Below are 15,350 nucleotides of genomic sequence, written 5' to 3' on the forward strand. Positions count from 1 at the left end.
TCAGCCGCCGGCGCGTTTCTGGGCCAGCTCGTCGTTGATCTGCGCGTCGACCTGCTTGAGACCCGCGGCCATGTCGGGGATGTTGCCCGCCTGCCACTTCTCCGCGAAGTCGTTGACTGCCTTGAGGTGCGCGTCACCGATCGGGGTGGAGGGGTTCGGCAGCAGCTTCCCGCCGTTGTAGAGGTCGAGGAACGTCTTGAACTCCGGCGTGACCTCGAGCTTCGGGTCGGTCAGCGCGGCCTTGGTGCTCGGGACGTTCTTCAGCCCGTTCGACAGGTCGACCAGCGTCGAGGTGTCGAGGGTGACCTGCTTGATCAGTTCCCAGGCCGCGCCGGGGTTCTTGGCGCCCTTGGGGATCGCGATGATCGTGCCCGTGGTGAACGCGCCGCCGTAACGGTCGGGCTTGCTGTCGAGCACCGGCGGGGCGGCGGTGGCGAACTTCAGGTCCGGCGCCTGGTCCTTGATGAACGCGGTGCGGTACTCGCCGTCGATCATCATCGCGAGCTTGCCGCGCTGGAAACCGTGGTCCGCCGAGTACTCCTCGCCGAGACCGGCCTTGAACTGCTCGACCTTGGCGTGACCGCCGTAGAAGTCGACCAGCTGCTTCTGGAAGTCGAACATCGCCTTCCACTCGGGGCTGTCGGCGAGGTGCGACTGGCCGTCCGGGCCGAGGTAGGTGGCGCCGAAGTTCGGGGCCCAGTACTGCGCGTAGTTGGCGTAGAACGGCATCGACGGCAGGAAGCCGGCGACCTTGATCGAACCGTCCGGGTTGAACTCGGTCAGCTTCTTGGTGGCCTCGAACAGTTCCGAGGTCGTCTTCGGCGGCGACGTGATGCCCTTCGCCGCGAACATGTCCTTGTTGTAGTAGAAGCCGTAGACGTCCGCGAGCAGCGGCATGGCGCAGCGCTTGCCCTGGTACTCGGTGTAGCTGCGGACGGCGTCCGGGATCTGGTTCAGGTCGATCTTGTCGCGCTCGATGTAGGGCTTGAGATCCTGGAAGCTGCCCGTGGAACACCAGGCGCCGAGGTTGTCGGTGAAGAACGAGATCGCCACGTCCGGCGGGTTGCCCCCGCGGATGGACTGGGTGATCTTGTCGTCGTCCTGCTGGCCTTCGTGCTTGATCTCGATGTTCGGGAACTTCGCCTTGAGCTTGTTGAGCCCGGCGGTGACCACGTTGTACTCGCGGTCGGTGAACTTGCTGTAGACGGTCAGCGTGAGCTTCGCGTCCGCGGCGGGCGCGGCCGCCGCGTCACCCGACCCACCGTTCGGGCCGCTTGCGGCGCCCGAACAAGCGGACACCAGTGCGGCGACGGTGACCGCGCCGAGCACTATCGAGCCGCGCCAACGGCGGCCACTTCTCCGAACCTGGGTCGTGGAACTCATGACCCTCCTCCTAGTTGGTTGGGGCGGGAGACGGTGGTTCTGTTCGTGAATCCGGGATCGCCACGATCGGATGGGGCTCTCCCGCCCCGGACCGCCCGGGCCCGAGGAGCGAAGGGGTGTTGACGCCGAAGACGTCCCTGCGGACGGTGGCGAGCGCCGATTGGAGCGCGCCCGCGCGCACCGCGTTGCCCTGCACCGAAGCGACCCCGACCGGGGTGCGGGGCAGGACCAGTTCGTGCAGCCTTTTCGCGACCAGCGCGGCGAATTCGTCGCCACCGGCCCGGCTGGTGTCTCCGGAAAGGAGCACGAGTTCGGGGTCGACGACCGCGATCAGGCTGGCCGCTCCGCCCGCGACGCGGCGGGCGAGGTCGTCGAGGAAGGGTTCGTTGCCGGTCTCGCGGGCCTTGGCGACGGCGTCCGCGCCGGTCTCGGCCTCGATGCCGTGCGTGGCGGCGAGCCGGACGACGGCGGGAGACGCGACGATGTCGCCGAAACGATCTCCGGCACGGGGTTTGGGGTTCGAGGCGGCGACGGAAGCCGGGTCGGGGACGCGCATCCAGTCGATCTCGCCGCCACCGCCGGTCGCACCGCGCAACAGCCTGCGGCCGACCACCACCGCGCCGCCGACGCCGTCGCTGAGCCAGATCATCACGAAGTCGTCGAGCCCGACGGCCTGGCCGACCGTCATTTCGACGATCGCGACGAGGTTGACGTCGTTCTCGATGGTGACCTCGACGCCGAGTTCCCGGCTGAGCCTGCTCGGCACGTCGAACCCGAGCCAGCCGGGGATGTGCGGCGCCGAGGAGAGCAGGCCGGTGCGCGGGTCGAAGGCGCCTTGCGCGCCGATCACGACGCGGCGGAGGTCCATGGTGGCGAGTCCGGCTTCGGTGGCGACGTGCGTGAGCGCCTCGCCGAAGGTGCCGACGACATCCGCGCCTTCGTGGACCGGCAGCGGGACCTGGTACTCGGCGAGCACCGCGCCGGTGACGTCGGAGACGACGAAATCGGCGATGTGCGGAGTCAGGTCCACGGCCGCGACGTAGGCGATACCGCCGTTGACCTCCCAGAGCTGGGCCCTCGGGCCACGGCCCCCACCGCGGACGCCCGCCTTGGTGACGACGTCGTCCTGTTCGAGACGGGTGAGCAGTTGCGCCGTCGCGGGCTTCGACAGGCCGATCGCGACCTCGAGTTCGGAGCGCGTCAGCGGGCCTTCCCTGAGGAGGACCTCGATGGCCGCGCGATCGTTGATCTCGCGCAGCATTCGCGGACTGCCGGCTCGCACTTTGACTCGCTCCCGAGTTCGTTAGGAAACTTTACAGACGGTTTCCGGGGACTGTAGTGAGCCGAGCCACAGCCGTCAACGGCGCTGGGAAACGGGGAGGTAACGCTTCTGCGTCCCGCACAGCGGGTAACGAACGACGAAGGGCCGCTCAGGAGTTCCTGAGCGGCCCTTCGGCTACGCGTGGATCAGAAGTTGGGCTGCACGTACAGGTCGTACGCCCAGGGGATCACGTTGGAGGGGTAGCACATCCACCCGTCCCAGTCCCCGGCGACGCGGCCGTGGTGGCCGCTGATCCCGCACTCCTCCTGGTTCGGATACGTCTTGAAGTACTCGTAGTCCGAGGCCTGTGCCGCTCCCGCGTTCACGGCGCTGATCGAAACGAAGGCCGCGACAGCGGCTCCGGCGACGGCGAACCGCCGCATGGTGTTCTTCATGTTTTCCCCAGTGTCCTAACTCGATGGTCCTTGAAACCGGACGACGGGAGAGTATCGGACACTTCGCCGCTTCGCGGGCAAATCACCAACCTCGGGACGATCTCGCGTGATCAGACGGCGAACACCGAGATCGCCTTCCAATCACGCGAGTTCGCCGTTCAATCACGCGAGTTCCGCGCCTGATCACGCGAGATCCGCCTTCGGTACCGGCCGCATCGGTACCGAGGGTGCCCCTTCGCGCGAAGTCGCAATCAGTCGGCTAAACGCCGGCCCAGGCCGCCAGCATCACGCGCGCGATGGACGAGTTCCCCGGCAGCACCAGCTGCCGGGTGCCGCCGGCGATCGGCGTCGGCACGGCGCCCGCGTTCCGCAGCTGGCTGTTCTCGAACGCGGCCCGCACCTCCGCGCGCGAAACCCAGAACGCCTCTTCGATCTCGCCTTCCGCGGGCACCAGCGGAGCGGAGATGTCGGCCCGCGCGGTGAAGCCGAGCATGATCGACCGCGGGAACGGCCACGGCTGGCTGCCGAGGTACCGCACATCGCGCACCTCGACGCCGACCTCTTCCCGGATTTCCCGCTCGACACAGCCTTCGAGCGACTCCCCCGCCTCGACGAACCCGGCGAGGATCGAATACCGGTCCGGCGGCCAGATCGGCTGCCGCGCCAAGAGGACGTGCTCGCCGTCGACGCCCGCGTCGTCGTGCACGAGGCAGATCACCGCGGGGTCGGTGCGCGGGTACTCCTCCCGGCCGCAGCCGGTGCACTTGCTCGCCCAGCCCAGCTGGACCAGCTCGGTCTCGTTCCCGCAGCGCGCGCAGAACTTCGCCTGCCGCCGCCAGTTCCGCAGCGCCTGCGCGGTGGTGAACAGCCCCGCCGACGCGTCGTCGAGCAGGTCACCGTAGCCGCGCAGGTCGACCCAGATCTCGCCTTCGTGCCGCGGGACCTCTTCGACGACGCCCCAGCTGCCCGCCATTTCGACGGTCTCGGTCTCCCCCGCGGGGCGGCCGGGCAGCGACCAGAAGTCGGTGCCCCGCCACTCCCCCAGGAAGACCGCGTCGGCGGGCGGCTCGGTGCCGAAGTCCTGCGTCTTGCGGGTCGCGAGCGCGCCGGAACCCTCCATGACCGGGGTGCGCGCGTGCTCGTCGAGCAGCACGACCCGGGCGTCGGCCCACCGCGCGGCGAGCCTGTCCGGGTTGGTGCGCAAGGATTCCTGACGGTCCGCCATGGAGCGCGAAAGCGTCGGGAGCGCCCCCAACCCGAACGGCGTCTCCATCAAGCAGGCTCCCCGACGGTCACGTCGCCCAGCGCCTTCAGCTTCGGCGCGAGGACGTCGGCGTCACCGACGACGACCCCGGTGAACCGCTTGGGCGCGAAGAACTCCAGCGCGGCGTTCGCCACGTCCTCGGCGGTGACCGCGGCGAGCCGGGCCGGGTGCCCGGCGAGCCATTCGGCGCCGAGACCGGTCGCGGCGAGCGCGGCCAGCTGCGCGGCCAGGCCACCCTGCGACGACGCCGCCGTGACCAGCGAACCGATCGCGTACTGCCGCACCGACTCGACCTCTTCGGCGGTCGGCGGCACGAGACCGAGCCGGGCCAGCTCGTACCGGGTCTCCAGCAGCGCGGCCGCGGTCGCGTCGGTCGCGGTGTCCGCGTCGACGTTCACCACGGCGGTCTGGTCGGTGAACTCGAACCCGGAGTGCGCGCTGTAGGTATAACCCTTGTCCTCACGGATGTTCTCGACCAGCCGCGACGAGAAGTACCCGCCGTACGCGAGGTTCGCCAGCTGCAGCGCGGGGTACCGCGGGTCCGTCCGGGCCACGGTCTGCGCGGACAGCCGGATCTGCGACTGGACGGCACCGGCACGCGGCACCAGCAGGACGTTCCCGCCGGCGAGGTCGGGCAGCGCGGGCAGGCGGACGGCGGACCGGTCCGAAGCCCAGCCGCCGAGCGCCTTCTCCAGGTCGCCGATGACCGACTCCGGGTCGATGTCGCCGACGAGCACCAGCACGGATCCGCGCGGCAGCACCGAAGCCCGGTGCAGCGCGCGCACCTGCTCCGGCGTCACGACGGCCACATCTTCGGCCTGCGGCACCTCGCGCACGGCGGGGTGGTCGCCGTAACGGTGCTTCTGCAGGGCCTCGCGGGCGATCGTCCGCGGCTGCGTGCGGGAGACGGCGATCCGCTCGATGAGCCGCTCGCGTTCCCGTTCGACCTCGGCGTCCGCGTACGACGCGCCGGTGAGCGCGTCGGCGAGGACGTCGAGCATCGTCGGCAGGCCGTCGGCCAGCGAGGTGCCGGTGATGGCCAGGCGCTCCGGGTCGACGCCGGAGGCGAGGTCACCGCCGATCAGCGCCAGATCCGCGTCGATCTCGACGCGGTCGCGGCGGGCGGTGCCGGTCAGCAGGGTCTCGGCCAGCACCTCGGCGGTCGCCGGGTGCAGCTTGTCCTCGCCGGCGAACGGGATCCACACCCGCAGCTCGACCAGCGGCACGGTGGGCTTGCGGACGGCGAGCACCCGCAGCCCGTTGCTCAGCGTGGTGTCCACATGGGACAGATCGGCGGCGGCGCGCTGTGTCCCCAGCGACGGGACCGGACGCGGCCCGGCGGCCGTGCGGCCGATCTCCTCGGCGGTGCGGTGCGGTGCGCTCACTGCTCGGTGCCTTCCTGGTCTGAAGATCCACTGGTCCCACTGCCGGGGCGGACGACGAGAACGGCGCGCGAGTCCGGCCGCAGCGCCTTCGCCGCCGCCGAAACGGCTTCCGCGGTGACGCCCGACATCTTCTCGGCGAGCCGGTACACCAGCGACGCGTCGCCGTAGAGCAGCTCGAACGAGCCGAGGGCCAGCGTGCGGGACACCAGCTTGTCGTGCTCGGAGTGCAGGCTCGCTGCCCAGCGCGCGGTGACCTTCTTCAGTTCCTGGTCCTCCGGCGGCGTGGCCGCCAGCTTCTCCAGTTCCTCGTCCAGCGCGGCGAGGACCTGCTCGGTGCTCACCTCGTGCGGGTGGATCGCGGTGATGGTGAACGTGTCCGGGTCGCGGGCCTCGAACGGGCCGAACAGCCCGGCGCCCGCGCCGATGTCGACGACCAGCGGCTCGCGGTGCACCAGCCGCTGCTGGAGCCGGGAGCCGTCGCCGTCGGTCAGCACGCCGGCGAGCACGAGGTTCGCCAGGTAGCCGTCGAGGTCGTTGATCGGGTCCGGCATGCGGTAGCCGACGCCGACCGCGGGCAGCGGGGCGTGCGGGTCGATCTGCTCGCCGCGCAGCTCGCCTTCGGGGGCGGGCTCGGCGAACGAGGGACGCTCGGGCGCGGGCCGGTGCGGCACGTCGCCGAAGTGCTTCTCGATCAGCTCGCGGGCCTGCTCGACGGTGAAGTCACCGGCGACGGTCAGCACCGCGTTCGCGGGCGAGTAGTAGGTGTCGAAGAAGGCCGCGCAGTCGTCGAGGGTGGCCTGTTCGAGGTCCTCGAAACCGCCGTATCCGTTGTGCGCGTTGGGGAACGTGGAGTACAGCACCGGCGGGAGGGTGATCCACGGGAACCCGCCGTACGGCCGGTTCAGCACGTTGAGGCGGATCTCCTCCTTGACCACGTCGATCTGGTTGGCCAGGTTCTCCTGCGTCAGCTTCGGCGCCCGCATCCTGTCCGCTTCGAGGAACAGGGCGCGCTCGAGAGCCGCGGCGGGGAGGACCTCGAAGTAGTCCGTGTAGTCCGGATGGGTGGAGCCGTTGAAGCTGCCACCACTCGACTGGACGTACCGGAAGTGCGCGAGCTTCTCCAGGCTCTCGCTCCCCTGGAACATCAAATGCTCGAAGAGGTGCGCGAAACCGGTGCGCCCTTCGGGCTCGGAACGGAAGCCCACGTCGTAGTGGACGCTGACACCCACCACCGGAGCGGTCGTGTCGGGCGCGAGCACCACGCGCAGACCGTTGTCGAGGGTGAATCGGACAAGCTCGGGATCGGCCATGCGCACCACCCTACGGGCTAGTCAGGCCTCCAGGCGACGGCCCTGGCGGGTCGCGGCGAAGGTTCCCACTAGTGCGGCGGTGAAGTCGCTCACCCGCGCGAACTCCACCTCTTCGGCGGTTTCCTTTCCGTACCAGTAGATCTTGGGTGGCCCCTTGAGCGCGGCGAATCCGGCGGCCCACTGTTCTTGTTCGCCGAGAGCGAGCGCGTAGGGCAGGGCCCGGGAGAGGAGCACCTCGCGTTCGAGCTTCGGAACGGCCGCGGCCTTGGTCTCCAGCAGCGCGTCGCGGACGCCTAGCAGCCGCCGGTGCAGTGTGACCCCGGCGCCGGTGCGCACCGGCAGCCACCGGGCGGCGACGGCGAGTACGGCACCGGCCGCGATGACGATCAACCCGAGCTGGGCGTAGCCGACGGTCAGCGCCAGGAGGACGGTGAGGAACAACCCGTAGAAGCAGATCCGCAGGCCGACGCGGGTCAGCTTGCCGGGCAGCCGGGAGTGCCAGCGGCGGTCGACCACGCTGTCCTCCAGCGCGTCCCGCACGGTTTCGATCCCGATTCGCGCGGAGCGGATCTCCGTCAGCAGGACCGACTCCCGCTCGTCCGGCAGCAGGGCGTCGAACACCGCGCGTTCGAACGCGGTCAGCTGCTCGTCCGGCGGATTGCGGCGGACGAGCCGCCAGGCGGTCAGCTCGCCGGGCTCCTCGCTCACCCAGAGGTAGTTCCGGACCGCGAGATCGATCACCGTGGCGGCGAGGTCGACGGCGTCGGCACGCCCCGTGAGGACGGTTCCGACCTGCCCCGGCAGCACGCCGTCGGGTGACGCGAACGCGGCTTTGTCGTCCTTCCCGGTGAGCAGCCGGACCGGGAGGGCGCCGCCGGGCCACCTGTCCCGCCTTCGCAGCAGGACCAGCGCGACGGCGGCCCCGACGAGGGCGAGCGCGAAGCCGCCCCAAGCCCAGCCGACCGGGGCGGTGAGCACGAAAGCGCCGGCGAAGGTCTTCGACGGCTCCAGCCGCGCGTTCGCCGGGACGGTGCCGCCGGGCAGCTCGACCGAGATCTCCATCCGCTGCCCGGCCGCGAGACCCTGCTGGCTGAACCGGGTCAGCCCGGAGTGCGCGATCTGGGCCGTCCCGCAGTGCGCGCGCGACCCCTCGGGACCGGCGTAGCAGGTGACCGCGTTCGGGATGGCAGGAGCGGCGAAGCTCGCGCGCACGAGTTCGAGACGGCTGTCCCAGCCGCCCGCGAGCTGCCAGGCGACCCGCGTCAGGCCATCGGATTCGGAGACCGCACCGTCCACTGTGTACCGGACGATCGAGGTGCCACCCTTGAGCTTGACGGTGAACGCGTCGTCGGTCAGCTCGGAGCTGCCCGCGCCCTCGATGACGACGTCCCGGACGCCGATGATCCGGTCGCGGTCGCGCGGGGCCGCCGTGCGGAGCGGGATCCGGCGCGTCATCGTCCCCTCGCTCGGCACGGACACCGCCTCGACGACCGACAGCGCGCCGTCGCGTTCCACCTTGAGCGAGATCTCCGCGCTGTTCGGCAGCGAGGGCAGCTGCGGTTCCCCTTGTGCCTGCGCCGGTGCCGCTCCCAGCACCAGAAGCAGACCGGCCAGCAAGAAGATCTTCACGTCAGGCGGGGACCGGTTCCGGGCGGATCGAGCGCAGGTGCCCGGATTCGGCGAGCAGACCGTCCAAAGCGGACAGGAACGACGGCAGGTGCGCGGCGAACCGGCGCAGGTCCCGATCGCCTTCCAGACCGCCGAACCAGTACAGCCCGGCCGAACCGTCCGCCGACGGGTCGAGCCCCTCGAACGTCCGGAGCCACTGTTCGGTGTCACCGAGCACGATGGCGTACGGCAGCGACCGGGAGAACACCATTTCCCGGTCCGCCAACGGAATGGCGTCGACCTTGACGGTGTGCAGGTATTCGAGCAGCCCGCGCACCTGGCCGACCAGACGCCTGCCGCGCGAAGTGCGCGGCGGCACCCACGAGGCCCCCAGCAGCGTGGCGACCCCGGCGAGCGCGACCGCGACGCCGAGCAGCGCGTGCCCGGCGGTGAACGTCAGGACCGCGGTGCCCACGAGGCCGAGCGTGACCAGGCCGATCCCCACGAAGGTGAGCTTGCTCTTGCCCTTGTCCGGGCGGCGGGAGAACCAGCCCTTGCGCACCACGTCCGCGTACATCGCCTCGCCGGCGACGCGGAGGTCGACGGTGCCGCGGCCGCGGAGTTCCGACAGCAGCACGGAATCGGTGCCCTCGGGCAAGATCGCGGTGTAGATCTCGCGCTCGAAGGCGACGAGGTGCTCGTCCGGCGCGTTGCGGCGGGCGATCTGCCAGTCGACGGTGCCGGCGCCCCGGACCTCGGAGATCCACAGGTAGTTGCGGACCGCGAGGTCGACCACCGTGCCGCTGACGTCGACGACGTCGACCGTCCCGTCCACGACCGTGCCGACCTGACCGGGCAGGACGCCGTCGGGCGAGGCGAAGGAGACTCGGTCACCTTCGCGCATGAGGACGTCGACCGGGCCGGTGCCGGCGAGGAGCGCGCCCTTGTCGCGACGGCGCAGGAACAGGATGACCAGCGCGCCGAGGATCAGGAACAGCGCCAGCGCGCCGAAACCGATGCCGACGAGGGTCGTGAGGGCGAACGCGCCGCCGACCGAGGCGATCTGCTCGAAGCGCGCGTTCGCGGGCACGGTGCCCGCCGGGAGCTGGACGGCGAGGTCGACCCGCTCCCCGGCCGCGAGCTTGTCCTGTTCGATGCGGACGACGCCGCTGTGGTCGGTCTCCGCGAGCGAGCACTGCCTGTCCGAGCCGAGCGGCCCGGCGAAACAGTCCACTGTGGGCATTTCGCGCGTCGGCGCGCCGAACGAAGCGGACACCCGCGACAGTTCGCCGTCCCAGCCGCTCGCGACCTGCCAGCGCACCTGCTGCGCGCCGTTGACGTCCGCGACCGCGCCGTCCACTTTGTACTTGAGGGTGGACGCGCCGCCGTCGAAGGTGGCGACCAGCTGCTCGCCGTTCGACTCGGTCTTGCCCGCCCCCTCGACCGAGACGTCACGGACCCCGTAGACGCGATCCTGCTCTTCACCCGCGGGAACCTTCAGCGGGATCCGCCGGACCAGATGCTGTCCACCCGGGACGGTCACCTGCTCGGTGATCGACACCGATCCGTCGCGTTCCACCTTCACCGCGACGTTCACGGCCGACCCGCTCGGCGGCTGGAGCAGCCCGAGCTCACCGCGCGCGCCGAGTTGCGGCGGCTTCGGCAACTGCGGCGCGTTCGTCAGCGAAGGGCCCGCCGCGGGCGCCTCCGGCACATTCGTATCCGACGGCGGGGCCATCAAGGCCGAGCTCGCCGCGACGGCCACGATCGCCGTCCCCCATTTCGTCAACACAGCCACACACTCTAGGCCAGCCGATCTATGCTGACCGCCGAAACGCCGAATCCGCCACCTGGGCGAACGGCGTTGCCGAACCGCATGGGGGATCCACTCGATGAACCAGCAGCCGCCCGGCGCGCCTGATCCGCGGCGCCGGCCGACTCCGCCACCTCCGGGGCGACCCGGACAGCCGGGGCCACCCCGGCCGCCGCAGGGTGGCCGTCCACTCCCGCCGCCGGGGGCCCGTCCGCTGCCGCCGCGTGGCGGTCCGCAGGGCAGGCCGCCGGTGCCGCCGCCGAACCGGCCGGGCCCCGGTGGCCAGACGCCGCCCGGCCGTCCCGGGCAGCCGGGGCATCAGCCGCCGCCGGGTCCCGGGCGGCCGCCGATCCCGCCGCCGCCGATCTCCCAGCCGACGCCGATCCCGCCGCCGTTCCGGCCGGGACCGCCGAGCGGCGGGATGCCGCTGCCCCCGCCGGGCGCGGCTCCGTTGCCGCCGCCGCAGATCGGCGCGCCGATGCCGTTCCAGCCCGGCGCCGTCGGTCCGCCGCAGCTTCCTTACGGTCCGCGTTTCGCGCCGCCCGCCTTCGCTCCTTACGGGGGCTATCGCGCGAAGAAGTCGAACGGCGGTGTCATCGCCGCCGTCGCGATCGTGGCCGTGATGGCTGTGCTCGGCGGGCTGCTCATGGTGATCACCATCGCGAACGGCAAGTCGAAGCACGTCGCGGACGCCGGGTATTCGAGCTATTCGTCGTACCCGACGACATCGTCCTCTTCGGACTCCACGACGACGACCACGTCCGGTGGCACGTCGGCGACGACCACCGGCCGTTCACGGGATTCGACCGCCTCGCGGGAGACGTCGGCGGGCTCGACCCGGGAGACCTCGGCCAGCCGCGCCCCGTCCGGTCCGCAGCCGCACCACAAGCTGGCGGACAACCCGTTGTGGCTGGACAACAAGGTCGGCCTGCCGAACCAGGCGTGCAACCTCTCGCGCTGGGCGACCAACCCGGACGCGTCGGCCGCGTTCTTCGAGAGCGCGCGGCCCTGTCTGGACAGTGTCTGGCAGCAGGTCATGGGCTACACGCAGCTGCCGTTCCGGGTCCCGACCGTGAAGTACCCGTCCGGCAAGAACTGGTCGAGCCCGTGCGGTGACGCCAACGGCGGCTCGGTGGCGGCGTTCTACTGCTCGCAGAACGAGACGCTGTACATGCCGTACGAAGGCCTTCAGCCCAGCCAGTACGGCAACCGGCCGGGCGTCTACCTGGCCGTCTTCGCCCATGAGTACGCGCACCACATCCAGGCGCTTTCCGGGATCTCGGAGGCCTATTGGGACGCGCGGTACGACGCGGGCATCGACTCGGCGGCGGGGCTGGAGATGTCACGGCGCAACGAGCTTTCGGCGCAGTGCCTGTCCGGGACGTTCCTCGGCTCGACGGTGGGCCGCGGCGGTTCGGTCGATCAGGCGATGTACCGCGACGCCTGGCAGACCCAGGACCGAGGCGACCACAACGGCGGCCCGCGCGACCACGGCTCCGACGCGCACGCGGTCTCGTGGTGGCAGCACGGCGCACAGAAGAACCGGATGTTCGAGTGCAACACGTGGGCGGCGAAGTCCTCCGACGTGTCCTGACGTCGCTGCCCGCTCGCTTCCGCTGCCTGGGCAAGTCCGTGAAGGACTCCTTGAGGGACTCTGGGTCCCTCAAGGAGTCCTTCACGGAACGGCGGAAGCTCAGCTCGGCGGGGTGAAGGGGTTTTCCGGTTCCGGAGGGGTCTCCGGCTGCGGCGGGGTGACCGGCGCGGCGTACTGCCCCGGCGCGTACTGCCCCGGTGCGTACTGCGCGACGGAAGCGGGCTGCGGCTGCAGCTTCGCCTGGTCCCGCCGCCGACGCTCCGCCAGCACCGCCGACAGGTACGCCCACGACGGCACGCCCGGCGGCACCGGCGCCCCGATCTCCCCGGCGACCTGCTGCGCGAGCCCGTACCCGAGCGCCTCGGCCGCTTCGGGCCGCAGCTCGCTCGTGCGGCTCAGGTACTGGCGGACGGCCAGCGCGAGGTCGTTCGACAGCCGGGTCAGGTCCAGCTGCGAAGCCCAGTACGCCAGCTGCGGCGGCATCCCGACGTACGGCGTCCGCGAGGCGGGCATGCGCTCGCGGATCACCAGGGTGCCGGCGAGGTAGTCGCCGACGCGGCGGCCGTCGGGCGACAGCAGCGACGTGACCACCGCCACGACGCCGAGCAGGCCCAGCGCCCAGAAGTCGATGAAGAACCCGGCGAGCCCGCGGACCAGCGCGTGCCGGAACCGGGCCGGGCCGCCGTCGGTGCGGACCACGCGCAGGCCGAGCGCCATCTTCCCGAGGGTGCGCCCGCGGCTCAGGGTCTCGAAGACCACCGGGTAGCCGACCATGATCAGCACGAGGGTCACCAGGAACAGGGTCAGCGCCAGCGCCTCGTCACCGAACGCGGCGACCTGGCTCAGCACCAGCACCGCGATGAACAGCGTGAACAGCTGGAGGGCGACGTCGATCATCATGGCGAGCCCGCGGCTGGCCAGTTTCGCCGCGCGCATGTCCAGGACGACGGCCTCGCCGGTGACGAGATCGGACTCTTGTTCCACCCGGCAAGCGTAGTGACGAATAGGCTGGGCGACCAAAGACGATCGCCGGGAGGGGTTCCGAGTTGGACGTGGACGTGTTCGTCGCCGCGCACCAGGCCGAATGGGACCGGCTGCGTGAGCTCGTCGGCCGTGCCGGGAAACTCAGCGGACCGGACGCGGACGAGCTGGTGACGCTGTATCAGCGCGTCGCGACGCACCTGTCGATCATCCGCTCGGTCGCGCCCGACCCCGTGCTCGTCGCGCATCTGTCCGGGCTGGTCGCGAAGGCCCGCTCGGCCGTCACCGGCTCGCACAGTCCCGCCTGGCGTGAGGTCGCGCTGTTCTTCACCCACCGGTTCCCCGCCGCGCTGTACCTGAGCAGGCGCTGGTGGCTGGCGTCGGCGGCCGCGTCGATCGCGGTGATGGCGATCGCGGCGGTGTGGATCGCCGGTGACCCGCAGGTGCTCGCCTCGCTGGCCTCACCCGAGGAGTTCAAGGACCTGACGGCGCCGGGCGGGAAGTACGAGACGTACTACTCGTCCGATCCGGCGGGCTCCTTCGCCGCGCGCGTCTGGACCAACAACGCGTGGGTGGCCGCGACCTGCCTGTTCCTCGGCGTGGTGCTGGGCGTCCCGGTGATCTACGCGCTCTGGGCGAACTCGCTGAACCTCGCGATCGGCGCGGCGCTGATGTCGTCGGCCGGGCGGCTCGACGTGTTCTTCGGCCTGATCCTGCCGCACGGCATGCTGGAGCTGACCGCGGTGTTCGTCGCCGCCGGGACCGGGCTGAAACTCGGCTGGACGGTCATCGACCCGGGACGCCGTTCCCGGACGGCGGCGCTCGGCGAGCAGGGACGCTCGGTCGTGGTGATGGCGCTGGGGCTGACCGTGGTGCTGCTGATCTCCGGCGTGATCGAAGGTTTCGTGACGCCGTCGGGCCTGCCGACCTGGGCGCGCATCGGAATCGGAGTAATCGCCGAGGTCGCGTTTCTACTCTATGTGTTCATCGTCGGGCGCCGGGCCGCGAAAGCGGGCGAAAAGGGTGATGTCGACTGGCGATACGCTGGTGATTCTCGACCGGAAGCGGGCTGACCTGGTTAGCTCCTCCCATGGGGAGAAAACGTTTACGCGTATTCGCGATAGTCGTCCTGTCAGTACTCGCCTCGACGCTCCTCGTCGGCGCTTCCCAGGCCAAAACGGCCTCCGCGCCTTCGGGCAAACTGAACTGGGTGGTGAGCGTCGGCGGATTCCGCACCGACGCCGACCGCAACTACGTCCGGCTCGGTTATCTCGTGTTCAACCCGGCCGACAACACCGTCGCGCACAATTTCTGGACCTGGAACCAGGCGGATTTCCCTGCCCCGGTCAACAGCGGCGACGTCTACTACTGCGGCGACTGGGCGCCGGGATCCAATCCCCGCAACAACTGCCCGATCAAGACCGCGCCAGGGTTCACCGGTGAACCGAACGGTCACTTCACCGGCACCTACTCCCAGAATTCCGGGCAGGTGGCCATCACCTGGACCAGCAGCACCGTCGACGGCACGACCACCCCGGTGAACCTCACCGAGACCTGGTCGGTTTCGGAGACACGGCCCGGGCTCGGCCGGATGCGGCTGGCCGGCGACAACTACTCGATCAGCAGCGGAATCGCCTACGGCAGCAACGCTTCCCTCGCGCAGACCAGCAAGGCTCCGATGAGCTCGGTCCGCGCGACCCAGCGGTCGTACCTGCTCGAAGGGCAGGGCGTGAACCGCCGCGCGATCACGAACTGGACCAGGGGAAGCAGCGGCGCCCTCGGCGTCGGCCCCGGGTGGAACAACTGCGACGACGGCTCGTGCCTCGGGTTCGTGCAGTACGACTCCGGCTGCGATCCGTCCTCCTGCTGTCCCGCCGGACCCGGCCACGCGGCGTGCGCGCAGAAGATCATCGACACCGGCGACAGGCGGTTCTACTACCTGAGCGACGCCTTCGGCGGACGGCGCAACAGCTACGAGTTCTGGTGCGAATGCCTGTCCTACAACGGTTGCTACCTCGGGAACAGTCACGTCCGCCCGCTGCTGCAGGTGATCGACGACGCGGGCGCGTTCCAGGGCTGGGTCGGTGCCGAGGTCAGCCCCGACCGGAGCGGCTCGCGGGACCCCTCGGGCGAGTACTACTCCAGTTTCGCGCTGGTGGCCTAGAACCGAGCCGGTACAGCTGGTCGTGAGTGGCGATTCGGGTTCTACTACGCCGAGTAGTTCAAGGCGGAGGTCGCTCGCTCCGTCTCTTCTCGTTGGACCGGCCCGCAGAGGATCTGCCCGGGAATCGCGTCG

General features: G+C 70.4%; 12 protein-coding genes. 3 read left to right on the plus strand and 9 right to left on the minus strand.

The annotated features are described in order from the left end of the window. From AB0N89_RS26910 to AB0N89_RS26945, 8 genes are all read right to left on the minus strand, one after another. A complete protein-coding gene (locus AB0N89_RS26910; protein WP_364209479.1) occupies positions 1-1,383 on the minus strand; it encodes an extracellular solute-binding protein in 1,383 nt (460 codons plus the stop codon). Positions 1,384-1,393: 10 nt separating this feature from the next. Beyond that, positions 1,394-2,644: an ROK family transcriptional regulator gene (locus AB0N89_RS26915; protein ID WP_364209524.1), complete on the minus strand. Its 1,251-nt coding sequence runs from the start codon at positions 2,642-2,644 to the stop codon at positions 1,394-1,396. A 206-nt stretch (positions 2,645-2,850) separates the two neighbouring features. Continuing rightward, positions 2,851-3,099 (minus strand): hypothetical protein, encoded by a 249-nt coding sequence (locus AB0N89_RS26920; protein WP_364209482.1) that lies wholly within the window; start codon positions 3,097-3,099, stop codon positions 2,851-2,853. A 259-nt stretch (positions 3,100-3,358) separates the two neighbouring features. Then, positions 3,359-4,372 carry an NAD(+) diphosphatase gene (gene nudC, locus AB0N89_RS26925; protein ID WP_364209485.1) on the minus strand — a complete coding sequence of 338 codons (1,014 nt, stop codon included), beginning with the start codon at positions 4,370-4,372 and terminating at the stop codon, positions 3,359-3,361. Beyond that, a complete protein-coding gene (locus AB0N89_RS26930) occupies positions 4,372-5,748 on the minus strand; it encodes a pitrilysin family protein (RefSeq protein ID WP_364209488.1) in 1,377 nt (458 codons plus the stop codon). The genes nudC and AB0N89_RS26930 overlap by 1 nt, the downstream gene beginning before the upstream one ends. Continuing rightward, complete coding sequence (locus AB0N89_RS26935; RefSeq protein WP_364209491.1) at positions 5,745-7,058, minus strand: pitrilysin family protein; 1,314 nt, start codon at positions 7,056-7,058, stop codon at positions 5,745-5,747. Before AB0N89_RS26935 ends, AB0N89_RS26930 begins: the two co-directional genes overlap by 4 nt. A 21-nt stretch (positions 7,059-7,079) precedes the next feature. Then, positions 7,080-8,687, minus strand: coding sequence for a DUF2207 domain-containing protein (locus AB0N89_RS26940; protein WP_364209494.1), 1,608 nt, complete (start codon positions 8,685-8,687; stop codon positions 7,080-7,082). Position 8,688: 1 nt separating this feature from the next. Next, complete coding sequence (locus AB0N89_RS26945) at positions 8,689-10,458, minus strand: DUF2207 domain-containing protein (RefSeq protein WP_364209497.1); 1,770 nt, start codon at positions 10,456-10,458, stop codon at positions 8,689-8,691. Between the two features lie 100 nt (positions 10,459-10,558). Here AB0N89_RS26945 and AB0N89_RS26950 point away from each other — a divergent pair, with 100 nt between their 5' ends. After that, positions 10,559-12,073 carry a neutral zinc metallopeptidase gene (locus AB0N89_RS26950; protein WP_364209500.1) on the plus strand — a complete coding sequence of 505 codons (1,515 nt, stop codon included), beginning with the start codon at positions 10,559-10,561 and terminating at the stop codon, positions 12,071-12,073. A gap of 99 nt (positions 12,074-12,172) precedes the next feature. Here the strand turns inward: AB0N89_RS26950 and AB0N89_RS26955 are convergent, their stop codons facing one another. Then, entirely contained in the window at positions 12,173-13,057 is an 885-nt protein-coding gene (locus AB0N89_RS26955; protein ID WP_364209503.1) for an RDD family protein, read from the minus strand. A 62-nt stretch (positions 13,058-13,119) separates the two neighbouring features. On the opposite strand from AB0N89_RS26955, the gene AB0N89_RS26960 reads away from it, so the two are divergent. Both AB0N89_RS26960 and AB0N89_RS26965 read left to right on the plus strand, forming a co-directional pair. After that, positions 13,120-14,127 (plus strand): stage II sporulation protein M, encoded by a 1,008-nt coding sequence (locus tag AB0N89_RS26960; RefSeq protein WP_364209506.1) that lies wholly within the window; start codon positions 13,120-13,122, stop codon positions 14,125-14,127. Between the two features lie 17 nt (positions 14,128-14,144). Beyond that, a complete protein-coding gene (locus AB0N89_RS26965) occupies positions 14,145-15,218 on the plus strand; it encodes a hypothetical protein (RefSeq protein ID WP_364209509.1) in 1,074 nt (357 codons plus the stop codon). Positions 15,219-15,350: the final 132 nt, after the last annotated feature.

The organism is Amycolatopsis sp. NPDC089917 (assembly GCF_040684635.1).
Classification (GTDB): domain Bacteria; phylum Actinomycetota; class Actinomycetes; order Mycobacteriales; family Pseudonocardiaceae; genus Amycolatopsis.

Bases quoted from the DNA above. Each gene is read 5' to 3' on its own strand.
- AB0N89_RS26915 (WP_364209524.1), bottom strand. From the start codon at position 2,644: ATGCTGCGCGAGATCAACGATCGCGCGGCCATCGAGGTCCTCCTCAGG.
- AB0N89_RS26920 (WP_364209482.1), bottom strand. From the start codon at position 3,099: ATGAAGAACACCATGCGGCGGTTCGCCGTCGCCGGAGCCGCTGTCGCG.
- AB0N89_RS26965 (WP_364209509.1), top strand. From the start codon at position 14,145: ATGGGGAGAAAACGTTTACGCGTATTCGCGATAGTCGTCCTGTCAGTA.
- AB0N89_RS26935 (WP_364209491.1), bottom strand. From the start codon at position 7,058: ATGGCCGATCCCGAGCTTGTCCGATTCACCCTCGACAACGGTCTGCGC.
- nudC (WP_364209485.1), bottom strand. From the start codon at position 4,372: ATGGAGACGCCGTTCGGGTTGGGGGCGCTCCCGACGCTTTCGCGCTCC.
- AB0N89_RS26950 (WP_364209500.1), top strand. From the start codon at position 10,559: ATGAACCAGCAGCCGCCCGGCGCGCCTGATCCGCGGCGCCGGCCGACT.
- AB0N89_RS26910 (WP_364209479.1), bottom strand. From the start codon at position 1,383: ATGAGTTCCACGACCCAGGTTCGGAGAAGTGGCCGCCGTTGGCGCGGC.